Annotated in this window: 17 protein-coding genes; 2 read left to right on the forward strand and 15 right to left on the reverse strand. The window is 50.7% G+C overall.

The window, feature by feature from the left end; translation table 11 throughout:
- Positions 1-103: 103 nt before the first annotated feature.
- Positions 104-703: a Yip1 family protein gene (locus L4174_RS11950; RefSeq protein WP_248141105.1), complete on the forward strand. Its 600-nt coding sequence runs from the start codon at positions 104-106 to the stop codon at positions 701-703.
- A 115-nt stretch (positions 704-818) separates the two neighbouring features.
- On the opposite strand, the gene purF is transcribed toward L4174_RS11950, so the two are convergent.
- From purF to fabB, 10 genes are all read right to left on the reverse strand, one after another.
- Complete coding sequence (purF, locus tag L4174_RS11955; protein ID WP_248141106.1) at positions 819-2336, reverse strand: amidophosphoribosyltransferase; 1518 nt, start codon at positions 2334-2336, stop codon at positions 819-821.
- A 94-nt stretch (positions 2337-2430) separates the two neighbouring features.
- On the reverse strand, positions 2431-2922 hold the full coding sequence (gene cvpA / locus L4174_RS11960; protein WP_248141107.1) for a colicin V production protein: 492 nt from the start codon (positions 2920-2922) through the stop codon (positions 2431-2433).
- 64 nt (positions 2923-2986) lie between these two features.
- Positions 2987-3544: an SPOR domain-containing protein gene (locus tag L4174_RS11965; protein ID WP_248141108.1), complete on the reverse strand. Its 558-nt coding sequence runs from the start codon at positions 3542-3544 to the stop codon at positions 2987-2989.
- 2 nt (positions 3545-3546) lie between these two features.
- Complete coding sequence (folC, locus tag L4174_RS11970) at positions 3547-4833, reverse strand: bifunctional tetrahydrofolate synthase/dihydrofolate synthase (protein WP_248141109.1); 1287 nt, start codon at positions 4831-4833, stop codon at positions 3547-3549.
- 220 nt (positions 4834-5053) lie between these two features.
- Positions 5054-5983 (reverse strand): acetyl-CoA carboxylase, carboxyltransferase subunit beta, encoded by a 930-nt coding sequence (gene accD, locus L4174_RS11975; protein WP_248141111.1) that lies wholly within the window; start codon positions 5981-5983, stop codon positions 5054-5056.
- A 310-nt stretch (positions 5984-6293) separates the two neighbouring features.
- Complete coding sequence (gene truA, locus L4174_RS11980) at positions 6294-7073, reverse strand: tRNA pseudouridine(38-40) synthase TruA (RefSeq protein WP_248141113.1); 780 nt, start codon at positions 7071-7073, stop codon at positions 6294-6296.
- Positions 7074-7211: 138 nt separating this feature from the next.
- A complete protein-coding gene (locus L4174_RS11985; RefSeq protein ID WP_248141115.1) occupies positions 7212-12095 on the reverse strand; it encodes a FimV/HubP family polar landmark protein in 4884 nt (1627 codons plus the stop codon).
- A 346-nt stretch (positions 12096-12441) separates the two neighbouring features.
- Entirely contained in the window at positions 12442-13455 is a 1014-nt protein-coding gene (locus L4174_RS11990) for an aspartate-semialdehyde dehydrogenase (protein WP_248141117.1), read from the reverse strand.
- Positions 13452-14618, reverse strand: a complete 1167-nt coding sequence (locus tag L4174_RS11995; RefSeq protein ID WP_248141118.1) for a 4-phosphoerythronate dehydrogenase — start codon at positions 14616-14618, stop codon at positions 13452-13454. The genes L4174_RS11990 and L4174_RS11995 overlap by 4 nt, the downstream gene beginning before the upstream one ends.
- A 297-nt stretch (positions 14619-14915) precedes the next feature.
- Positions 14916-16130: a beta-ketoacyl-ACP synthase I gene (gene fabB, locus L4174_RS12000; RefSeq protein ID WP_248141119.1), complete on the reverse strand. Its 1215-nt coding sequence runs from the start codon at positions 16128-16130 to the stop codon at positions 14916-14918.
- Between the two features lie 204 nt (positions 16131-16334).
- Between fabB and mnmC the strand changes: the two genes are divergently transcribed.
- The gene (mnmC, locus tag L4174_RS12005; protein WP_248141703.1) at positions 16335-18359 is read left to right on the forward strand and encodes a bifunctional tRNA (5-methylaminomethyl-2-thiouridine)(34)-methyltransferase MnmD/FAD-dependent 5-carboxymethylaminomethyl-2-thiouridine(34) oxidoreductase MnmC; all 2025 of its coding nucleotides are present in this window, start codon (positions 16335-16337) and stop codon (positions 18357-18359) included.
- 109 nt (positions 18360-18468) lie between these two features.
- Here mnmC and L4174_RS12010 read toward each other — a convergent pair whose 3' ends face one another.
- The 5 genes from L4174_RS12010 to L4174_RS12030 all read right to left on the reverse strand — a co-directional run bounded on the left by L4174_RS12010 (position 18469) and on the right by L4174_RS12030 (position 24992).
- Positions 18469-18780, reverse strand: a complete 312-nt coding sequence (locus tag L4174_RS12010; protein ID WP_248141120.1) for a hypothetical protein — start codon at positions 18778-18780, stop codon at positions 18469-18471.
- Between the two features lie 129 nt (positions 18781-18909).
- Positions 18910-20076 (reverse strand): nucleotide sugar dehydrogenase, encoded by a 1167-nt coding sequence (locus L4174_RS12015; protein ID WP_248141121.1) that lies wholly within the window; start codon positions 20074-20076, stop codon positions 18910-18912.
- A gap of 168 nt (positions 20077-20244) precedes the next feature.
- The gene (locus L4174_RS12020) at positions 20245-21615 is read right to left on the reverse strand and encodes an MBL fold metallo-hydrolase RNA specificity domain-containing protein (protein ID WP_248141122.1); all 1371 of its coding nucleotides are present in this window, start codon (positions 21613-21615) and stop codon (positions 20245-20247) included.
- Positions 21616-22120: 505 nt separating this feature from the next.
- Positions 22121-23491, reverse strand: coding sequence for a phosphomannomutase CpsG (locus tag L4174_RS12025; RefSeq protein ID WP_248141123.1), 1371 nt, complete (start codon positions 23489-23491; stop codon positions 22121-22123).
- A gap of 34 nt (positions 23492-23525) precedes the next feature.
- Complete coding sequence (locus L4174_RS12030; RefSeq protein ID WP_248141124.1) at positions 23526-24992, reverse strand: mannose-1-phosphate guanylyltransferase/mannose-6-phosphate isomerase; 1467 nt, start codon at positions 24990-24992, stop codon at positions 23526-23528.
- Positions 24993-25049 lie beyond the last annotated feature (57 nt).

Here is a 25049-nt window from a genome sequence, read left to right on the forward strand (position 1 = left end):
TAGAGACAAGGAACACACAGGTGTCCGGATATGCACTGACAGTGTTCTGAACAACAACCTGTAATGCGTTGTGCGGAAGCACCCTAGATAACGAGGATAGGTTATGATTCTGGGACATTTATTCGGGCTGTACACTCACCCCAAAAAAGAGTGGCATAACATTGATGAGCAACACGAAGGAGTGCAAAGTAGCCTGAGCCACATTCTGCTGGTCGCTTTGTTACCCCCCATCTTTGCGTACATTTCAAGTGTTTTTATTGGCTGGCGCGTGGGTGCCGTTGATCCGATTCACCTGACGCCAACAAGCGCACTGGGAATGTCTGTTGCCATGTATGTTGCGCTGATTGGTGGTGTTTTTGCACTGGCTTACCTCACCTACTGGATGAGTCACACCTTTGGGTCAACCCCAACTTATACTCAGGCTTTAGAACTTGCCGCTTACACTGCAACGCCTCTGTTTATGGTCAGCATCGCAGCGCTCTACCCGCAACTTTGGTTCCTGATGATTGCCGGTCTCGTAGGGATAACCTATTCCGTTTATCTGCTGTATACCGGTGTACCGATTCTGATGCATATTCCTGAAGAGCGGGGCTTTATCTATGCCAGTTCTATCGTAACCTGCGGACTCGTATTACTGGTTTCTATCATTGCAGGCTCGGTCATTCTGTGGAATGTCGGTTTAGGCCCTCAATTTATGCACTGATATTCATTCAGATAATTAGTTTCTACCTGTAGCTGAATAAACAAAAAGGCAAGCTCCGGTGAGCTTGCCTTTTTCTGTTTTAAGTTCGGTTGCTCCGAATGGCAGTCAAACCGTCTTACACACCTTCGTTGTGCAGCTCCAGATTTGCCAGCTCCTGCTGAATCTCACGCTGGGTTTTGGCATCTTCGCTGCGCAAGGATTCCAGGTACTCCAGGTACTGCTGATTCACATCCCCGGTCACATAGTGGCCGTTAAACACAGAGGTCTCAAACAGCTGGATATCCGGATTTCCTTCCCCAACAGCATCCACCAGATCCTGCAGATCCTGGAAAATCAATCCGTCTGCACCAATCATCTTGCAGATTTCATCCACTTCACGGCCGTGTGCAATCAATTCGTTGGCACTTGGCATATCAATTCCGTAAACGTTCGGGAAGCGAATTTCCGGGGCTGCAGAAGCCAGGTACACCTTCTTCGCACCCGCTTCACGGGCCATTTCGATGATTTGTTCTGAAGTCGTCCCACGAACAATCGAGTCATCAATCAGCAGAACACTTTTATCCTTAAACTCTGAGCTGATCGCATTCAGCTTACGGCGTACAGATTTACGACGTAATTGCTGACCCGGCATAATAAAGGTACGGCCAACATAACGGTTCTTCACAAAACCCTGACGGTAAGGTTTATCCAGGGTACGGGCGATTTCCAGTGCACTGTCGCAGGAAGTTTCCGGAATTGGAATCACGACATCAATGTCCAGGTCATCCCATTCACGCTTAATCTTCTCACCCAGTTTTTTACCCATGTTCAAACGGGCGCTGTAAACAGAGATTTTATCGATGAAAGAGTCAGGACGAGCAAAGTAAACAAACTCAAACACACAAGGATTCAGAGCCGGGTTTTCTGCGCACTGCTCAGTGTACAGCTGTCCATCGAAAGTGATATAGACCGCTTCACCCGGCGCAACATCCCGCATGAACTGAAAACCGACTGCATCCAGTGCCACAGATTCAGAGGCAACCATGTATTCCATCTTGCCGTCGATTTCACGTTTACCAAGACACAACGGACGAATACCATGCGGATCGCGGAAGGCAATCAGACCATGCCCGATAACCATCGCAACCACGGCATAAGCACCACGAACCGTTTTATGCACAGCCCGGATCGCTGCAAAAATATCCTCTGACGTCAGCGGATAGTTCGTCGCACCTTCCAGCTGGTTCGCCAGAACATTCAGCAGGACCTCGGAATCGGAAGACGTGTTGACATGGCGCCGAGCCTTTTCAAACAATGAATCCCGGATATCAGCGGCATTGGTCAGGTTACCGTTATGCGCCAGTGAAATACCGTATGGCGAGTTCACATAGAAAGGCTGGGCCTCTGAAGCACTGGAACTGCCCGCCGTAGGATAACGGACATGGCCGATCCCGACAGTGCCCTGAAGACGTTGCATGTGTTTTGCTTCGAAGACATCCCGCACCAAGCCATTGGCCTTACGCAGACGAAAACGATTGCTTTCCAGGGTAACAATACCGGCAGCATCCTGGCCGCGGTGCTGCAGCACGGTCAATGCATCATAAATAGACTGGTTAACCGGGGTATTTCCCACGATTCCGACAATACCACACATGTCCTAAATCCTCGTTATGGATCATCAATAATTGTATTGAGTAACAGTGTCTTATCCATCACTGTTACGCAATGCAACTGATATAAATCCGGCGCTATAACGCGCCGGGTAAGAAACTCGAACTCTCTTTCAGGTAAGAGAAAAACCACTCAATAACGACCCCAAATTGCGGAATCAACTGAGAGGCCTGCCACCATTCTGCTTCTGCAAAGCCGGTAAAGGCATCCAGGAAAAACAGGACAGCAGCGATGATCAGCACACCACGCAAACCACCGAAGACTATCCCCAGAACTCTGTCGGTGCCTGACAAACCCGTTTTCTGGACCAGTTGCCCAATGACATAGTTCACGACGGCACCCACAATCAGTGTGGCAATGAACAATACCGCAATCGCGCTGCCATTTCGGATCAGTTCATCCTGGATATTTGTGAAATATACCGCCAGCTCTTTGTAAAAATTGCTGGCAATGAAAAATGCCGCAAACCAAATTACCAGTGACAGCGCTTCCTTCACAAAACCACGGATTAAACTAACCAGTGCGGAAAAGCCGATCACCCCTAAAATGACATAATCAATCCAGATCATCTTCTACTTATTTCTTGTTGTTGGCGCGTATTCTAACAGAAAAAATCAGAACGCAAACGTTTACCTAAGGGTTGAGTGGGTTAAATCTGAGCAATTGCCCGTTTAGTCCGGTAAGTTTACGCAATTCGTCTACTTTCCCTGACAAAGCAGTTTTGTCGATTTCAGGACCCACCACGACCCGGGCCAGATCACCCGGTTTCAGGTCTTTGGGCCACACATGCGCCTGATAGCCTTTGCTTCTCAGTTTCTCGACCAGCTGATGGGCATTATCAAAGTTTCTGAAAACCCCGAGCTGAATCACCCAGCCGCTGTCCTTCAGCCCTGCCTGTGGTTCGCCGACAGGCTGTGGTTTGACTTTGACGGGCTCAGCAACCGTTGAGTGGACGTCACTGCCGGCAATCTGTTCGGTTACCGGCATCGGTGGCAACTCGGCTTCAGCGGCAACCGGCTCCGGGATCACCGTGAAGTTTTCTTCATCCCCGGTCTGCGGCTGAAGCGGAATGCTGGCAAACTGCTCCTGAAAGTGTTGCTTCTTACCATCAAAAAAATCAGGCAGGAAAATTACGCCGATAGCCACCAGCACAATTGTTCCGACCAGGCGGCTTTGAAATTTACTCGCCACACTTACTCCTGCATTGTTTTCATGTAGCTGGACACTTCGCCAACTGTATAAAAAGAACCGAATATAATCACGACATCCTCCGGCTGAGCTGCAGCCAGTGCAGCCTGACAAGCTTCAACCGGTGTATCGTACACCTCGCCACGGTAATCCAGATGAGCAGCAATATCCTGACCGGATGCTGCACGAGGGCCGGTCAGAGATGCCGGATACCAAATATCCGTGACCTTACGCATCTCATGAAGCGTTGCCGGAATATCTTTATCACGCAACATTGCAACCACACCGTGAATCTTGCCAACCTCACGGATGTTCTTCAGGGCTTTCATCTGGCGTGCCAGATAATTTGCCGAATGCGGGTTGTGCGCAACATCCAGCAGGATCAGCGGATGATCGGCAACGGTTTCCATCCGGCCGGCAAGGCGTACCTTCACCAGACCCGCAACAATATGCTGGTCACTGATATCCAGTTCTGCCACACCCAGGGCCATCAATGCGGTTGCGGCATTGGGTAACGGCAGAGCCGGCAGGGGCAGTTGCTCCATATCAAAAGCACCGCACTTCCAGTTCCAGGTTTCACCGGTTTGTTCATAGGTAAACTGATAGCCAACCTGATACAACTCTGCACCGATACTGTCGGCGTGCGCTGCGACAGAAGCCGGTGGATTTGGCTGACCGCAAATGGCCGGTTTCCCTGCCCGGAAAATCCCTGCTTTTTCATAGCCGATCACTTCGATGTCATCGCCCAGCCAGTCGACATGATCGATGGCCAGACTGGTGATCACAGACACATCATGATCAACAATATTCGTCGCGTCTAATCTGCCGCCCAATCCGACTTCCAGAACAACCACTTCCACCTGATGGGTCTTGAATAAATGAAGGGCTGCCAGTGTTCCGAACTCAAACATGCTCAGGCTGGTCGTTTCACGATAGCTTTCAATCGCCGCAAAAGCCTGGCTGTGTTCACTGTCTTCCAGTTCCTGACCATTGATGCGAACACGTTCGTTATATCGCACCAGATGCGGAGAACTGTAAACACCAACAGTGTAACCCGCCTGCAGCAAAATGCTTTCCAGAATGGCACAGGTTGACCCTTTACCATTGGTGCCGGCAACGGTAATGACTGTCGGTGCCGGTTTACGCAGCCCGGCACGCTCCCCCACGGTCTGTACACGCTCCAGCCCCAAATCAATGGCGCTGGTATGAAGATTCTCCAGATAGGTTAACCAATCATTCAACGGTGAGGTTGCCGAAGGTGCAGACAGCGGCGTTACAGAGGTATCAGACATGAAACTGTACTAACTAATGTAATTGAGAAGATGTCGCATAATGTAGCACGAAGTACACGGAAATTAATGTCTGCATCCTCATCAATACGAGGAATTGTGGAACAATGACAAAATTGCGCAGCCCGCAGCCAGTTTTGACCTCTGGCTAACATGGCGAGTTGGTGTGTGACATCAGGATCAAAAACGCCTGGTCTGAACCAGGCGTTTTCATCTGAATCGATCAGGCTTTGTCTTCGGCAGACTCAGCATCTGCGTCCGTTTCAGCCTCAGCCGGTTGTTCGACCGGGACCACCAGCGGTGAAGGAATGTTGGTCATCTTCGCCAGCAGCCCGCCGATACGCTGACGCATTTCACGGCGGTCAACAATCATATCAATCGCACCGTGCTCCAGCAGGAATTCACTGCGCTGGAAACCTTCCGGCAGTTTTTCACGGACCGTTTGCTCGATAACGCGCTGACCTGCAAAACCAATCAGTGCTTTCGGCTCACCGATATTGATGTCGCCCAGCATTGCCAGACTGGCTGAAACACCACCCATGGTCGGGTCAGTCAGTACAGAAATGAACGGCAGCCCTTTGGCAGACAAACGCTCCAGTGCAGCACTGGTCTTTGCCATCTGCATCAGAGACATCAATGCTTCCTGCATCCGTGCACCACCACTGGCTGAGAAACACACCAGACCACAGTTACTGGCGATGGCTTCATCAACCGCGCGAACAAATTTAGCACCCACGACAGAACCCATTGAGCCGCCCATAAAGCTGAACTCAAATGCGCAGGCAACCACAGGCTGCTGTAACAGCGTACCTTTCATCGCAACCAGTGCATCTTTTTCACCACTGGTTTTCTGCGCCGCTGCGATACGGTCTTTATACTTCTTCGAATCACGGAATTTCAGGTGATCTTTCGGTTCAAGCTCTGCAGCAATCTCCACCTGCCCTTCTTCATCCAGGAATGTTTCCAGACGGCGACGTGCTTTCATTCGCATGTGATGATCACACTTCGGGCAAACTTCCAGATTGCGCTCAAGGTCTGCGTAGTACAGCACCTGCTCACAGGAGGTACACTTCGTCCAGACCCCTTCAGGAATGGACGCTTTACGAGACGTTACGATGTTGCTTTTTGTGAGGATCTTTTCAAGCCAGCTCATGAATGACCTTTCTTTTACAACTCCCCCGCCCTGCAGGCAAAGGATAATCAATTCGATAATTACAAGTCAGGAATTAAAACACAAACTCGCCGAGGTGTAGATAAAAAACTGGTAGTACCTTGAGGAAATAAACAGTTAACGAGATCTTTGCTCAAGAAAAAAGACCGACCAGTTTGATGACTCATTCACTCGCTTTGTCTGAGTTTTGTTCAATTTTAGTGTTTTCTGGTTGCAGTGCGAACTCAGCAGCATAATTTTTTCGTTAAAAACAATGAATCAGCCGCTTAGGGAACCATGCCCGGCACTCAGATCAGAGAAAAAGCGGCCCCACCGGCACGTCAGGCAGCTCAAATGTATCCGGATAATCCACTTGAACCAGATACAACCCCTCGGCTTTTGCCGTGGCGCCAGCCAGCGTACGATCTTTCTGCGCCAGCAGCCATTGAATCCACTCCGGCTTCTCTTCACCACGGCCGACCTTAATCAGACTGCCGGTAATATTGCGCACCATGTGGTGAACAAAAGCGTTTGCTTTGATATCAATGATTACATAGTGCCCCTGACGCGTGACATTCAGATGCATCAGGTTACGCCAGGGACTGTGCGACTGACAAAATACCGCCCGGAAAGACGTGAAGTCATTCTCACCAAGCAGGTACTGTCCCGCCTCATGCATTTTTTCTGCATCTAGCTCACCGTGATAATGACTGATCCCTGAACCCAGAATTGCCGGACGCAGGGCATGGTTATAAATCACGTAACGATAGCGCCGGGCCGTAGCACTGAAGCGCGCATGAAAATCATCCGGCACTGCTTTCGCCCAGCGCACCGCAATATCTTTCGGCAGATGAGCATTAGCTCCCATGGTCCAGGCCACCAGCTTACGTGGCGTATCACAGTCAAAATGCACCACTTGCCCGGTACCGTGCACGCCAGCATCGGTTCGGCCGGCACACTGAACCTCAATATCCTGATTGGCTATTTTGCTCAGTGCCGCTTCCAGACGCCCCTGAACACTGTCAACATCACGCTGACGCTGCCAGCCATAATAGCGGCTTCCGTCGTACTCTATACCTAAGGCAATTCGCATCTCTGAACTCTTACTTCTGTGGTGTACATGCCAGCCGGATGGCCGACTGAATCAAAACAGGGATTATAAAAAAAGCCCCAAAAGAAAAGAAGTCCGCTCTTGCGGACTTCTTATTCACTTCACTGTCACCCGATGAAATCATCGATCAATCTTTAACAGCAGGTTTGCCGCCTCCCGGCTGACATCACCATCCCCGTTTTCAGCAACATCTTCCAGCAGGAAATATGCACCGTCGATATCATTCATCTCCAGATAAGCTTTGGCCAGGTCAAGTTTGCTGGCGTATTCACCGGCACCATCGACATCAATCTCACCGATACCAGCCAGCACATCCGGAAACTCATCCAGCCCAACATCCAGCTTCAGCGGCGCGGTATCCAAATCCGGATCCGCCTCCCCTTCCAGCTCCTTCATCAGCTCATCAATACTGATATAAGGTTCTTTTTCGTGCTGCGACTGAACCAGCTGGCTGTCTGCCTGCTTGTCTTCTTCCACCTCGGCGGTTTCTTCCGACAATGAAGGCTGTTCCCCCCAATCCTCACTCTCCAGTTCAGGCTCAGGAATATCCGTGCCCCAGATTTCACTTTCTTCCGGAGACAATTCCTGCTCTTCGAGTTCTGATGCCGGGACACTCTCGTGCAACAGCCACTGTTCGTGCTCAAACTCTTCCGTTTGCGCCTGCACCGATGGCTCAGGCTCCCCTGAATTCAGCGAACTTTCAGCAATGGGCTCAACTTCATTCAGACCCGATTCATCAACCAATTCAACAGCTTCAGTCAGATCCTGAGTCAATGGTAATTCAGGTTCCTGATCCGCCATTGGCGGAATGCTTTCCTCCGCTGCAAATGAAGGCCATTCGTCACCATCGTCTGTCTCAGCCATCATGCTCGGGACATCGGACTCAGGTTCAGCCAATAGCGCAGCCATATCCAGACCCGCAGAATCGATGACCTCATCGCTCAGCAAGTCAAACTGAGGAACAGACGGCTGTGGCTGAAGCTCGGGTGCTGGCTCCGGCTTTGGTTCTGGTGCCGGCCGGACAGCATCTGCCTCATCGGCTGCACCATAATTCATTTCCTGCTCGTATTGCTCCAGCTCCATTTGCTCTTCAAACGATGCATGCAGCGCATCATCTTCATCAAACTCAGGCAATGTCGCAGGATCAATGACCGCATACTCATACTGAGATTTTGCGTGGATTGGCACCGCCTGTTCAGAAACAGGTTCCGCCTGTTGTTCAACCGCTACCTCTGGAATATTCTCCTGAACCACCTCAGGCAAGACGTCGTCGCTGTCCTCAGAGGACACTTCAGAGAATTGCGCTTCATCAAGATCAGGGGCTTGAACCTCAGCCTGAGACACATCATGCGCCAGCTCATCTTTACGCTCAGCAGCCTGTGCAGCCAGCTGGAGTTGCTCAGAGACCCGGTTCAGTGCAGCCTGAGCTTCTTCATCAGACCACGCCTGTTCCTCTTCCTCCCAAGGCTCAGCTTCAGGATCCAACAGTGCATCTTCTTCATCGAACTCAGGGAACTCATCCAGACTGATCGTCGGCGTCTGACGGCCCTCGACCTCCTCATCCCAGGCCGGGTCCAGCGTCGCTTCAGGCTGTACCGTCTCGAGTTCATCTTCAGGCTGAGTTATCTCTTCATCCTGAAGCTCTCTGGCATATCGATGCTGCTCAATCTGTTGCGATGCTTCGTCACTGTCGCGATGCAAATGAGCTGAAGTGTCATTATCACCAGACTCTTCTTCCGGTATTTCCGGGGCTTCATCAGGCAAGATGTCAGCAGATTCGGCAACGTCAGCCTCATTCTGAATCGGCTCCTGAATAGCTTCATGAATCATATCCAGCGTCGTTGTCTCATCAACAACATCACTCACAGCATCATGATCAGCAGGCTCATCGTTCAGGGTTGACTGAATTTCAACATCCGGAGACTCATCCTCAGGCGATTCTGCTGCGATCATCAACTCAGAGACAGTCTCTGTATCCAGTTCGTCAGAAACTGTCTCAGGCTCGTCGGCTGACTCGTGCTGTGCTTCAGCTGACAGCTCAGGCATCGCATCTGAAGCCAGTTCAGAAACTTGATCAGCAACGGGTTCAGGTAGCTGTTCTGCATCCGGTTCAGCACTGACAGTTTCCTCAGCATCCGCGGCCATGTCCGTTTCTGCTGCCAAAACCTCACTCAAACCATCTTCATCATCAGCAACGGCTTCTTCCTGCAGGGATGCTTCCTCAGAGACAAGCGCTGGCTCAGATAAATCAGTTAACTCTGAAAAATCGTCAGATAAGATTTCTGTCTGGCTGTCTTCGGCTTCATCGTTTTCAGCGGCAACCAGAGCAGGCTCAGCACTGAACTCCGGAGCAATATCCTCCACAGGCCGTTCATCAGACCATTCACCAGAAACTGGCTCATCAGCTGCCGCTGCAGACATCACCTCAGGTTCCGCGATCACCTCTGCCGGTGCTTCAGAACCACTCACGTTCATCTCTGGCTCTGGCTCTGGCTCTGGCTCTGGCTCTGGCTCTGGCTCTGGCTCTGGCTCTGGCTCTGGCTCTGGCTCTGGCTCTGGCTCTGGCTCTGGCTCTGGCTCTGGCTCTGGCTCTGGCTCTGGCTCTGGCTCTGGCTCTGGCTCTGGCTCTGGCTCTGGCTCTGGCTCTGCAGTTTGAGCTTCAGCTTCAGCCAGATCCAACTCATTCAGGTGTTCATCGACGGTTTTTTTTTCAGTCAGGTCCAGGGTGTCAAATGACGTCGCTTCGTCAAAATCCGCTATCTCACTCGCCCATGGCTCTTTAACTTCTGAAGACTCTTTATCCAGGGACAGCAGCTCATCAAAAACATCCGGACTGTCTTCATCATTGTCCAGTTCCGGATCAACCGGCTGCTCCGGCTCGCCTTCATCCAGCAACTCATCCAGTAATACGGTACTGTTTTCTTCCAACTCAATGGCATTCAGCTCAGGTTCTTCTTCAATCAGCTCATCAAGTAAAACTGTGCTGTTTTCCTCCAGCTCAATCTTGGCTTCTGCTTCTGCGTCCGCATCATCTTCCTCGATCAGTTCATCAAGCAATTCGGTGCTGTTCGCATCAAGATTAAAGTCATCTGAAAGGTCATCCAGCGTCCAGTCTGTGTCTCCTTCAGCCGACTCAGAAACAGGGGCAGGTGATGCGGCGATTTCTGCCAGCAGAGGTTCTTCCTGAACGCTGCTCTCGCGTTCAAAATCTTCCATCAGCTCATTCAGGATGTCCTGATCCAGCATGCCAAGCTCAATGTTGTCGGTCTGTTGACTATTGACACCGTCAAGCAGCTCATCAAGAGAAGCCGTTGACTGGTACTGAGGTGCCGGGGGCTCAGGCTGGATTTTCTCATCTTCCATCAGGCCAACAGCGAGGTCAAAGTCGGTTTCCTCTTCCTCCTGGGTGCTCATTGGCTTATCCCAAAGAACACTCAGGCCGTCATCAGCTTCCCGCGCAGAAGGCTGGTCGATTTGATCGAGCGCCCGCTCCATGTCCTGCAGGCCAATGGCCTGATCATTGTTCTTGACCGAGATATCACTTTTCGGCAATTCAGTGTCAAAAGCGTCATCCAGACCATCGGTCAGATCCAGCTCGTCAAGATCTGCGTCGTTTTCATCGAACAGGTCATCGGAAAATACAGGCTCATCCGTGTGATCTTTGTCGTCAAACAGCGCATCCAGACTGCTGTCTTCAACATCCAGTCCCAGTTGAGGCTCATCGTCATCATCGTAAGAAACCGCGGATGGCAACGTCTCTTTCACTGGCGCTTCCGGTGCAGCAGCCGTTTCTTCTTCCTTCCGGCGACGGCCAAGGAAGAATGCAAGCAGGCCGGCAATCAGAGTTCCGGGAATCAGCGCAGCGCCAGCCAGTGCCAGTGGACTCGAAGCCAGCTTATCGAGCCAGTTTTCAGTCGGCACTGCAACCGCTGGTACCGGTTCCGTCTGGGCTGTTTTCTGCTGAGAGATGAAAGACTGAATTTCACTGCGCAGCTCATCATCCCCCGCCAGTTGCTCTTTCAGCGCACCAATTTCATGCTGCATCTCTGCAAGACGCAGCTTTAACAGATGGTTACTTTCACGCAGTTGGGCCAGCTCTTCATCAGAGACATTGAGTTGATCCTGCAGTGCAGCTGCCGCAACGGTGCTCCCCGCACCAGCTGAGGCAACAGACGCAGAAGATTCACCCACTGTTTTCGATGAACTGACAGGCGTACTCACTGGCGCAGTCTGTGCCGTTGATTTTGCAGCCAGCGTTTTTCCTGCGGCACTTTGCCCGGCCGAACTTTTCAGTTCAGCGGCAGCTGTTTTCGGTACAGGCGCAGGTTTTGCTGCCGGTGTAGATTTTGCAGCAGGCGCCGCAGTTGATGACGCTTGTTTTGCGGATGGACCCGCCCCTGAAGCAGTAGTTGCCGTCCGCGAAGAACGGGTGGCACGCGACAGCTCACGGCGTTTCAGATCATCCTCGACACGCTGACGGAGTTGATCGGTATTCTCTGCCCGGATTTGCGCCATGGTTGGCATGGTCAGACGACTGCCCGGGATCAGGCCGTGAATATTGTTGTCGGTAAAAGCGTTCGGGTTCGCCCGGAAAATTGCGCCCAGAACCTGATAAATCGAAACACTGTCGTTCGGTTTATACCGGGATGCAATTGACCACAGCGTTTCATTTTCCCCGGTTGGTCCGTAAATACCGACCGAACGGGTAGCCGCTGGTGCAGATGTCCGGACCGGCGTGCTTACCGGAGTCGCCGGCGCAGCGACACGCTGGCTGCTGGCCGGGGCAGCGTTCACCTGACGTGGCTGAGATGCCGGAAGCGTCTGGGACTGGCTCTGAGTCTTAGCCTTTGATTGAGTCTGTGTCTGAGCCGGTTCGGCTACTTCATCCACAGGCCCCATAATCCGGATCGTATTGGCTTGTACTGCTACCGGTATTTGCAATGCCGCTGAGGCGATAACAACCGGTAGGATCACACGTTTGATTTTATTAGATGAGTCAGACACTGCCTGCTGTCCTCTCTGGCAGAGATAAAAAACGATGGTCTGTTGACCGGGCTGCAAAAACTGAGCTAAAGGCAGGACCAGTCTGTCTGGAATGCTTCGGCCTGTTGCCAGAAAACTTGAACATAGGATGTATAACCACAGGCTTGATGAATAAATACTGTGATTGTTGCGTGCAACGACATGATGTCAATCATCACGCCCTGCTTTTACTGTGAAGATCAAGAAATTGGCGACAGGTATCAAGTGAACGCTTTCCCTTCCGCTTTTTCTTGGACTTCGGGGCGCTGCAGCAGCCAATTTCTGCCACAGCGCCCCGTGACCGGAAAACCCGGTCAGGACCTGTGAGTTACAGGTATTCCTGAATCAGTTTTTCAGCAATCTGGACACTGTTCGTAGCGGCACCTTTCCGGACGTTGTCTGCAACCACCCACATGTTCAGACCACAAGGATGACTGATGTCTTCACGGATTCGGCCGACCATCACATGGTCTTTGCCATTGGCATCCTCAACCTGAGTCGGGAACTCAGTGCCGTGGAATACTTCGACGCCTTCCGCGTTTTCCAACAGGCTAATCGCTTCTTCAATGATCACTGGCTGGCATGTTTCAACATGGACTGCTTCAGCATGTCCGTAGAACACAGGGACGCGCACACAGGTCGGATTCACGCGAATATTGGCATCACCGAGAATCTTCTGGGTTTCCCACACCATTTTCATTTCTTCTTTGGTGTAGCCGTTATCCATAAACACATCGATCTGCGGCAAACAGTTGAAAGCAATCTGCTTCGGATAAGCTTTGTTTTCAACCGGCAACCCATTCAGCAGCTTGGCCGTCTGCCCCGCCAGTTCATCAATACCGCTCTTACCGGAACCGGATACCGACTGATAAGTCGCGACATTAATCCGGTCAATACCGTATGCATCCTGAATCGGTTTCAGCGCCACCAGCATCTGGATGGTGGAACAGTTCGGATTAGCCACAATATTACGGTTACGGAAGTCAGCCAGTGCTTCCGGGTTCACTTCAGGCACCACCAGCGGGATTTCCGGGTCATACCGGAAGCATGACGTGTTGTCGATCACCACAACGCCTGCATCCGCTGCAATCGGTGCCCAATATTCAGATGCTTCTGAACCGGCCGAAAACAGCGCTAACTGAACCTGCGTCCAGTCGAAATCATCGACATTGGTGACCCGGACACTCTTGCCCTTAAATTGCAGTCTCTTGCCTGCACTCCGCTCTGAAGCCAGCAGATACAGATTACGGACAGGAAAGTTGCGTGCCTCAAGCACCTCGACCATGGCTTCTCCAACCGCGCCGGTCGCGCCGAGAATGGCAATATCAAATTCCTGACTCATGGTGTTTCCTCAACTGTAAAACCTAATTTAGCCAGCGACTCTAACTCAAAACGCCCCTGACCTGCTACCGTCACAGCACTGTATTCGCGGCGATCCCAGTAATTTTTACGCATCCGGTCGAATTCAGCCGCCATGCCCGCATCATCCACAGCATTCATCTTGCGGCGGAACACCCCGTCATCCTTTCTGACATCATAGATCAGCTGGATCAGACTGAATAAAGTGCTTTCATCCCATACCTGACTCAGGCGGACAAAAGAAACCGGCGCAACCGGCAGCAACTCCGCAGCTTCGACCCGATCATCCAGCCCCAGAAATTCGCAGAAGCTGTTGAAGATCATAGTCGTTCCGCGCGCTTTGCCTTCCAGGCCGTACCCGGCGACGTGCGGCGTTGCAAAGGCCAGTAATGGCAATAATTCGCGATCCACCAAAGGTTCCTGCTCAAAAACGTCCAGCACGGCAGTCAGTGCTTTCCCTTCCCCCGACTGCGCTCGCTGCAGCGCCAGCTTCAGGGCCTGATTATCAACCACAGGTCCCCGGGCTGCGTTAATCAGAATCGCGTCCGGTTTCATACGCTCCAGAAAAGATGCATTGACGAGGTGTCGGGTCGGGTAATCACCATCGCTCGTCAGTGGCGTGTGGAATGTCAGGACATCACATTCCTGAAGCAATGTGTCCAGCGTATCAAACTGACGGGGATCGCCTTCGGCTTCTTTCAACGGGTCATTCAGGAAATACCGGATACCCAACGCATCCAGACACCCGGCCAGATAGGTCCCGACATTACCCGCGCCGACGATACCCACCGTTTTATTGAATACAGAAAAGCCTTGCTGCTGCCCCAGGACCATCAGGCTGCTCAGTACATATTCGGCCACTCCCACTTTGTTACAACCGGGTGCAGCCGTATAAGCAATCCCTCTGGCTTCAACCGCCGCCTGATCAATATGGTCCTGACCGGCAGTCGCTGTACCAATAAAACGCAGCTTGTCTGCTTTTGCCAGTAAGTCGGCATTTACTTTGGTGACTGAACGGATCATCAGTCCGTCAATATCAACCAGATCATCCGCGGTCAGTGTACGGCCGGGCTTTGCGATCACTTCCCCCAGGCGGCCAAACAGCTCAACCGCATAGGGCATATTTTCATCTACAAGGATTTTCATTCGGGCTCCACATGTGCCAGGAATAGCATTGCGAACTAGCTTGGGAAAATTTCGGCTGATGTCAAGAAAGCACTGAAGTGATCTCCGGCAACCGGTATAAAAAAACCCGGTCAGATTGACCGGGTTAAAATCCAGGATGGTAAAAACACTTGCACGTGCCGACTTCCGCTCTGTAAACCAAAATCCGCACGGCAATATGTCGCGTCTGAATACTGGCATGAATCAGACCGTGCCTGTTTCATGCCGGCCTGGAAATCTGACCACTCAGGCTCCGCTCAGCGCAGCCTGATGAGGCTCTTAGCCTTCGTATTTTTTAATCACCAGCGTGGCATTGGTGCCGCCGAAGCCGAAAGAGTTCGACATCACGGTCTTCAGTTCTGCTTCACGGGTCTCGCGAACAATGTCCAGACCTTCCGCAGCCGGATCCAGATTCTCAATATTGATGCTTGGTGCGATAAAGCCGTTGTCCAGCATCAGCGTTGAGTAAATGGCTTCGTGTACACCCGCAGCACCCAGGGCGTGGCCTGTCATCGCTTTGGTTGCAGATATCGCCGGGCTGTTCTGACCGAACAGCTCCTGAATCGCACCCAGCTCTTTCACGTCACCCACAGGCGTAGAAGTCCCGTGCGTGTTGATGTAGTCGATGGGTGCATCCAGATCCTGCATTGCCATCTTCATACAGCGAACCGCACCTTCACCAGACGGAGCAACCATGTCATAACCATCTGAAGTCGCACCATAACCCACGATTTCACCGTAGATTTTGGCACCACGAGCCAGCGCGTGCTCCAGCTCTTCAACGACAACCATACCGCCGCCGCCAGAGATCACGAAACCGTCACGGTCTGCATCATAAGTCCGTGAAGCTTTAGTCGGATCATCATTGTATTTGGTCGACAGAGCGCCCATCGCGTCAAACATCATAGTCAGGGACCAGTCCAGTTCTTCACCGCCACCGGCGAAAACAACATCTTGTTTGCCAAGCTGAATCAGCTCCAGTGCATGGCCGATACAGTGTGCAGAAGTCGCACAGGCAGAACTCATGGTGTAGTTCACGCCACGAATTTTGAATGGAGTAGCCAGACAGGCTGACACTGTAGAAGACATAGTACGCGGGACCATATAAGGACCAACACGCTTTACACCTTTCTCACGCAGTGTATCCACGGCTGCAACCTGGTTATAAGAGGATGCACCGCCAGAACCGGCAACCAGACCGGTTCGTTCATTCGAAACCTGATCTTCAGTCAGCCCTGCATCTTCAATTGCCTGCTCCATAGACAAATACGCGAAGGCTGCGGCATCGCCCATGAAACGCATTTTTTTACGATCGATATGATCAGCCGGGTTCATTTTCAGATCACCCCAGACATTGCTGCGCAGTTTCGCGTCTGCAAACTGCTGAGAGAAGTTAATGCCTGATTTGCCTGCTTTCAGAGATTCCAGTACCTCTTTCACATTGTTACCGATACTGGAGACGATACCCATGCCTGTAATTACGGCTCGTTTCATGATGAATTCCTACTGTCATTTAACGCGGATGATAATAACGGGTTTGACAAGCTAAAGTGGTCAGCTTTCCCCGTGATCGGTTACAATCCGCTGCTTATCGTGGTCAATTGATGATCTTTTACCAAAGTTACACGCGGTTAACCAAGGTCAAAGACAAAAAATCATCAGAATATCTAAATTGGAGAGGTTTTCCTTTTGTCCCATTTGTCGCCAAAACAGATAGAAAATGCCGTGCTTGACTGGAATGATGCAGGTACACCGGTTTCGAACGATTTCGATGACGTGTACTTTTCCAATGCGAACGGGCTGGAAGAAACACGCTATGTGTTTTTGCAGCAAAACGGACTCCCGGCACGCTGGGAAACCTTTGACCGTCGCCGGTTTGTCGTTGCCGAAACCGGTTTTGGCACCGGCCTGAATTTTCTGGCCGTATGGCAATGGTTCAAAAACTTTCGTCAGAGCAACCCGGATGCTTGTGTCAAAGAACTGCATTTCATCAGTTTCGAAAAATTTCCGGTCACCCGGGACGATCTGATCAAGGCCCATGCATCCTGGCCGGAACTGGCTGAACTTGCCGGTCAGCTACATGCCCACTACCCGCCAGCGGTTGCCGACTGCCACCGTCTTGTACTGGAAGACGGCATGATTACCCTGGATCTCTGGTTCGGCGACATCAAAACCTCTCTCCCTCAAGTATGGACCCATCAGGAAGGCTTGGTCGACGCCTGGTTCCTGGATGGTTTTGCACCCAGCAAAAACCCGGAGATGTGGAATCAGAACTTATTCGACGGCATGGCATCTCTGGCACGCCAGGGATGCACCACGGCGACCTTTACTGCTGCCGGTTTTGTTCGTCGCGGGTTAATTGAGGCCGGGTTCGACATGAAGAAAGTCAAAGGCTTTGGCCACAAACGTGACATGCTGGCCGGCACCTACGCAGAACGTCGTCAGGGCGCCAACTTTGCCCCCTGGTACGCCCGTCATCAGGCGGCTGACTTATCGGATATCGCCATCATTGGTGGCGGGATTGGATCAGCCACCACCGCACTGGCCCTGACCCGCAGAGGTGTCAGCGTCAGCCTGTACTGTGCAGATTCGATGCCTGCAGAAGGAGCATCCGGCAACCGGCAAGGAGCGGTTTATCCGCTGCTCAACGGCTCAAATGATGCGCTCAGCCGTTTCTTTGCCCCGGCCTATCTCTATGCCCGCCAGTTTGTGGAACAAGCTGCCCGGTTCAGCGAATTCAGCCACGACTGGTGCGGTGTGACCCAACTGGCCTGGAGTGAAAAATCCGCTGAAAAACTCGACAAAATGCTGAACGGCGGCTTCCCGCCGGAAGTCGTCCATGCGCTGGATATCGCGCAAACTGAAGCCGTAACAGGGATACACAGCGGCCACCGCAGTGTGCATTACCCGTTGGGCGGCTGGCTGTGTCCGCAGGAACTCACCCGAGCTCTGATTCAACAGGCACAGGCTTCCGGCCTGCTGATGCTCCATCCGGAAACAGACATCTGCAGCCTTGAGAGAAATGGTAACGAACAATGGCTCCTTTCAAGCAAAGATGGTCGCCAGTTCGTCCATAAGACCGTCATCGTCGCCAACGGCCATCGGTTTGAAGATTTTGAACAGACAAAACCGATCCCGGCCTACGCTGTCCGCGGTCAGGTCAGCCATGTTCCAAGTGAAGGTGAGCTGGCTGCTCTGAAAACGGTACTGTGTTACGACGGTTACCTAACACCGGCCAATCCCTCGACCCGCACCCACTGCATCGGAGCCAGTTACCGCAGAAACAGTACCGACCTGACATTTTCTGAAGAAGAACATACAGATAATCGAACCCGTCTGATGGACTGCCTGCCCGATGCAGCTTGGCCAGAAGCCATTGATTTTTCTGCACAGGATGCCCGGGTTGGCGTCCGATGCGCCAGCCGGGACCATTTACCTTTTGTCGGTGACATCTGCCGGTTTGATGATGTACTCAGCCAGTATGCAACCTTGCGGGAACAGCAAGAGAGTGCGGAAGAGGTCCCTGTTTATCCTGGGCTTTATGTGATGATCGGATTGGGCTCACGAGGACTCAGTTCTGCACCGCTGCTCGGGGAAGTCCTCGCATCACAGCTTTGCGGCGATCCGCTGCCATTGCCAATCAGCGTACTGGATGCACTGCATCCCGGCAGGATGTGGGTACGAAAGCTGTTGAAAGGAAAAGCGGTCGACAGCGCTTCCTAATGACAGAACACCGATGAAAGAACAGCATGAGACATCCCCTCTGCGGATTGATGTCTCATGAAGTCATCACACAGAAAATACTTCCCGGCGCACGAGTCCTGTGTCGCAGCTATTCCTGAGTCGTCACCGGTGGTGAAGTGCTATCACCGCCGCCACCAGTATCAGAAAGCGCCACGCCAATCACGACAGCTGCCACACCGACAGCAACCACCGTTGCCGTTAAACCTCCGGCAGATGCTGCCGAGGCTGTTGTAATACCCGCTGCGGAGCCTTTGGATGCCGCCGTTGATGAAGCGACCGTCGAGGAAGAAGACGTTACCGATGATGAGGATGTTGCCGATGCTTCTGCTGCGGTTTGCGCTGCAAGTGCCCCCGCATTCATCAACCCGGCAACTGTAAGCGCAATCACAAGAGTTCTCATTGCTGCCCCTGACCAACAAAAAAGTAGGTATTTTCAGTATAGTCAGGGATGGGAGAAATCTGTGATCTTCATAGAGGTTTTAGGGCAAGAAAAGCACGCATCCTGCCCTAAGTTGCGGCATCTAATTGATTAATCAGAGCCAAATAAATCACGTGTGTAGACTTTGTCCGCTACTTCATGTAGTTCATCGGACATTCGGTTCGAAACAATCACATCCGACATTGCCTTAAACTCCTCCAAATCATGAATCACTCTGGAGTTAAAAAACTCGTCTTCTTTCAGCACCGGCTCATAAACGACCACCTCAACCCCTTTGGCTTTGATGCGTTTCATGATCCCCTGAATCGATGAAGCACGGAAATTATCTGAACCACTCTTCATGATCAGACGGTAAACACCAACCACCTTCGGCTTCTTACTCAAAATAGCTTCAGCAATAAAATCTTTGCGCGTCGAGTTTGCATCGACGATAGCGCGGATAATATTATTCGGCACGTTCTGGTAGTTTGCCAGCAACTGCTTGGTGTCTTTTGGCAAGCAATATCCGCCATAACCAAAAGACGGGTTGTTATAGTGATTACCAATACGCGGGTCCAAACCGACCCCCTCAATGATCTGGCGGCTGTCCAGTCCGTGCGCAGCGGCATAACTGTCCAGTTCATTGAAGTAAGCTACCCGCATCGCCAGGTAAGTATTCGAGAAAAGCTTCACCGCTTCCGCTTCTGTCGAATCGGTAAACAGAACCGGAATCTCTTCCTTTTCAGCCCCTTCAATCAGCAGATTAGCAAAGGCTTTTGCACGCTCTGATTGCTCGCCAACAATGATTCGGGAAGGATACAAGTTATCGTAAAGTGCCCGCCCTTCTCGCAAAAACTCAGGCGAGAACAAAATGTTCTCGGTCCCCATTTCCTCCTGAATACGCTGGGTATAACCCACAGGAATCGTGGACTTAATTACCATGACCGCATCAGGATTGATTGCCATCACATCTCGGATGACAGACTCCACCGATGAAGTATTGAAGTAATTCGTCACCGGATCGTAATCCGTTGGGGTAGCAATAATGACAAAATCAGCATTGCTGTATGCAAGCGTTTTATCTGTTGTTGCCATCAGATTCAATTCACGATGTTCGAGGTACTCGCTGATTTCTTTATCAACGATTGGAGACTTTCTTTGATTAAGAAGTACAACTTTCTCCTCGACAATATCCAGCGCAACAACCTGATGATGCTGGGCCAGCAATACAGCATTTGACAAGCCCACATAGCCTGTTCCCGCTACTGTTATTTTCATTATCCTTCCTTAAACTTGGTCGATATAACACCAATGATAACTTTATCTCAATCTTTGGTAATAAAGTCCACTCCGGGCATGTTCAGCCATGAAATCATACGTTCAAGCTATCACGGTATTTTTTCAGAGACTAGAATATCGAAAGACTCCCCTGATGCAAGCAATGACTTAATCCGGGGGCAGGTTTGCGCAAACAATCACCTTCGCATCCGGTTTAATCTTCCTGAGACGCTTAGCCAGCGCTTCTTGCGCAGGCCTGTCACCATGCACCAAACGAATTTCATTGGGCCCCTGTTCAATCCCTCTGACGAAACGAACCAGATCATTCTGATCCGCATGCGCAGAATACCCGGTCATCGTATGCACTCTGGCTTTCACTTCAATTCTGTTGTTGTGAATCATCACGGCCTTTGCCCCATTCTGAAGTTCACGACCCAGTGTTCCCCGGGCCTGATAGCCAATCAGCAGCAAGTTTGTTCTGGGATCAGGCAATAATGCTTCCAGATAACTCATGATCCGTCCTCCCGTACACATGCCACTGGCGGCCACAATGACAGCTGGTTCACCACTTGCTTTCAGGCGATTGACCAACCCAATGTGGTCGCTGTGTTCATCTATCTGTGTGCATTGGTCAAAATCAAGCGGGTGACGGCCACTGTCTAATCTGGCTTTCGCCTCTTTCGCCCACAACCGCTTAAACCCCTGATAAGAATGAGTAATTCTCATAGCCAATGGTGAATCCAGAACAATGGGTAACGACAACCAAGGACTATTCAATCGGGCTTTCTGGCTTTCCCCCGTCACTATATTTTCCAAATCAAACAACAGCTCCTGCGTCCGCCCAAGACTGAAGGCCGGAATGAGAATCGCACCACCATCCTGCAATGATTGCTCGACAATTTTTTTCAACGCCTGTTCACGGTTCTCCACTCCGGGATGCCGTTTATCGCCATACGTACTCTCCAGCACTAAGACATCGGCATGCGACGGCGGTACAGGATCCACTAAGAGCGGTGTATTGCTGGGTCCCAGGTCACCGGAAAACACGACTTTCTGATGTTCAGGCAGAGTTAACTCAACATATGCAGAACCTAAAATGTGCCCTGCCTGCCGAAAGAACAGGCTCACATCCTGCCCGTCCGGCAGCATAATTTGAGCCCGACAGTCAAAAGGAACAGGTTTGAGTTGTGAACGAACCAGACGAATAAAGGCTTCGCATTTTTCATCACTCAACCCTAGTTGCAGTTTCAGGCCATCTTCAAGCATGAGGGGCAACAGCGATGCGGTAGCCTCAGTCGCATAAATCGGCCCACGAAAACCTGCTGCAAGTAACCAGGGAATTCTGCCCACATGATCAATATGGCAATGTGTAAGAATAAGTGCCTTGATTGGCTCCACAGGAAAAGTAATATCGTTGCCGACTCTGGCCTCCTCCCCCTGAAATACGCCGCAATCAATTAACAGACTGAATTTTCCTAACTGTAGTTCGTGACAGGAACCGGTCACTCCGTCCCTGGCGCCATGGTGTAAAATCTTCACCTGATTCCCCTGGTGTTTTATTCGTTGTTAAATTACTCACTCCAGCATGACAAAGTTACTAATAGGTGGAACGTTAATAGCAAAATTGCGCGACTGAATTCACGAAAAACTTCATCAGCAAACACGAATTAATGCCAAAATTCCGACAATTTAGTCATTAGTACCATCACTAACAACACTCCCATCAATAGTGAATAGGCGAATAAGTAACCATGAGTTCAGTGTAATTGTTAATTGCATACATGAAGGCTTTTTATTTCAACACTCAGAAAACAGCAAGCCACTGATTCAAATCACATAAAAATGAAACGCCGAGTGAAATATTATGGGAAAATCCAACCTAAAATAAAACACCTCAAGCAAACAGACTCGCATAAATATGAAAGTAAATGTCATGGAAAAGTCACGTTTATCAACCAAAGCTCACTCAATATCGTATTCCCTGATTTCACACCCGTTCATTCATCTAATTTTCTTCAGTTATCGCATTCAATATCATCATTTCCTACGACTGAAGTATTGATAATATTTCAGCCGTTTTCTCTTCCATCAACGTGATATCTCCTCTGGATTCGACATTCAGGCGAAGTAAAGGCTCCGTATTAGAGGCTCGCAAATTCAAACGCCATTTCGCAAAACTCAGGCTAATACCATCCGTGGTATCCACATCTAAAGCATCAGGTGCAAAAACAGCACATACTTTTTGAATCGCAGTTTCTGTATCGGCTACTGTCAGGTTAATCTCTCCCGATACCGGATAAGCCTGAATTCTGGCAGCCACAATTTCGGACAGAGGCTGTTCTTTCACTGAGAGCAACTGAGTCACCAGCAACCAGGGAATCATTCCGCTGTCACAATAAGCAAAATCACGAAAATAATGGTGCGCACTCATCTCACCGCCGTAGACAGCATCCTCCTGCCTCATACGTTCTTTGATGAAAACATGACCCGTTTTTGACTGAATCGCCTGCCCACCAAAATGATCGACAATCTCCATCGTGTTCCAGATTAGCCTGGGATCATGAATAATTTTGATTGCCTCCCCTTCAGACTGCTGCAAAAAAACCTCCGCCAGTAAACCCACGATGTAATAGCCTTCAATAAACTCTCCGTATTCATCGAACAGAAAACAACGGTCAAAATCACCATCCCAGGCAATACCCATATCTGCCTGATGTGTGATCACAGCTTCTGATGTTGCCATACGACATTCAGGCAACATCGGATTCGGGATCCCATTCGGGAAGTTGCCATCTGGGTGGTGGTAGATTTTCACAAACTGAATCGGGAGCTGTAACTGGCAAAAGCGGGCTTCCAGTGCATCGATTACATGACCTGCAGCACCATTTCCGGCATTAACCACCAGCTTCAATGGCCTGATTTTATTGGGAGAGATATAGGATATGAGATGTTCAATGTAAGCATCCAAAATGGATGTCTGACTCAGCATTCCCTGCCGGTCAGAAAGAGCAAACTGATTGCTCTCGGCCAGTTGTCGGATTTCCGCCAACCCACTGTCATAACTGATTGGCACTGCCTCCTTACGAACCAGCTTCATCCCGTTATAATTGCCAGGATTATGGCTAGCCGTGACTTCTATCCCGCCACCCACGTCCAACGTCTGGGCTGCAAAATACACTTCTTCCGTTCCTGTCAGACCCAGATCAAGTACATCGGCGCCAGCATCCATCAGCCCCTTTCCCAAGGCTCTTTTCAGTGCAGCCGTAGTCAGTCGGGCATCACCACCAACGGCAACACGTTTGGGCCGGAAATACTGCCCATAAGCCCTGCCGATCCGGTAGGCGATATCTTCATTCATCTCAAAACCCACTTCACCGCGGATATCGTAGGCTTTGAAACATGTAAGAGATTCCATTGCGTCTCCTTGGCAATCACTAATCAGGATGCAGTCATTTCCTGCCATATCGGTCTTCAAACCGGACAATATCATCCTCACCGAGATAACTGCCTGATTGTACTTCAATCATTTCAAGCGGGATTTTTCCAGGATTTTCCAGAGCATGAATTACGCCAATCGGAATATAAGTCGATTCGTTTTCAGTCAGGAGCCAGGTCTTATCACCCTGAGTGACTTTCGCTGTTCCGGAAACAACCACCCAGTGTTCAGAGCGGTGATGATGCATCTGCAGAGACAGCTTTTCACCCGGATTGACCGTAATATGTTTCACCTGGTGGCGAAGGCCATGGTCGACCTGTTCATATTTACCCCAGGGACGATACACTTCCCGGTGAAACTCAAGTTCCGGACGATGCGTCTCCCTGAGCTGCGCAATGATGGCTTTTACTTCCTGCACTTTGTCCTTTGCTGCAACTAAAACTGCATCCTTGGTTTCAATGACCACCACATGCTCCAGTCCGATGGTGGCGACCAACCGGCTGTCAGCCCGAATATAACTATGCCGAGTCTCTGTCGTCAGGACATTACCTTGAACGACATTGTATAACTCATCTTTCTTGCCTAACTCCCATAAGGCAGACCAGGCGCCTACATCACTCCATCCGGCGTCCATCGGCACCATAACCGCTGAGTCCGTTTTTTCCATCACCGCATAATCAATGGAATCAGACGGGCAGGCTGCAAATGCCTGACGATCGACACGGATAAAATCTTTATCCACCTCAGGGGATTGGACCGCATGCTGGCAAGCAGACAAAATATCCGGACGATATTTCCCCAGCTCCTGAAGATAGGCTGACGCTCTGAATAAGAACATGCCACTGTTCCAGTAATAGTAGGCGCTGACTAAATACTCTTTCGCCGCATTGAGATCCGGTTTTTCAACAAACTGAGCGACTTCGTAACCAGCTCCAGAGGGCTCACCGCGCTTAATGTAGCCATAGCCGGTTTCAGGAGATTGTGGCGGAATACCAAAAGCAACTAGTTTCCCGGATTCAGCAAGTGGTATGGCTTGCTCAACAGCCGCCACAAAAGCTTCATGGTTTTGAATACAATGATCAGCTGCAAGAACCAAAAGGAGGGGATCTGTTTCTTCGAGTGAAACCGCAGACGGGCACTCACTCGTCATCAACGCAGCCAAAGCTATCGCCGGTGCGGTATTTCTGCCTTCAGGCTCAAGTAGAAAGCGATGCTTACCGATACCACAATGCCGTAATTGTTCAGCAGCAATAAAGCGGTGACTTTCCTGGCAAATAACTAATGGTGGCTGATGGTCCAGCCCATCAAGGCGCTGAATGGTCTGTTGCAAAAGCGTGAAAAGTTGATCAGGAGCGGTAGAGGACAATTGCTTTTCTGATGACGCAATAAGTGACAAGAATTGTTTCGGGTATTGCTCCCGGGATAACGGCCACAACCGACTGCCCGTGCCCCCCGCCATAACGACTGGCAAAATCTGCATATCACCTCCCTTTCTGCAACTAGTTCAGCCTCAACCGGACTTTATGAATTGAGTTTT

The sequence above is a fragment of the Photobacterium sp. CCB-ST2H9 genome (genome assembly GCF_023151555.2).
Lineage (GTDB): Bacteria > Pseudomonadota > Gammaproteobacteria > Enterobacterales > Vibrionaceae > Photobacterium.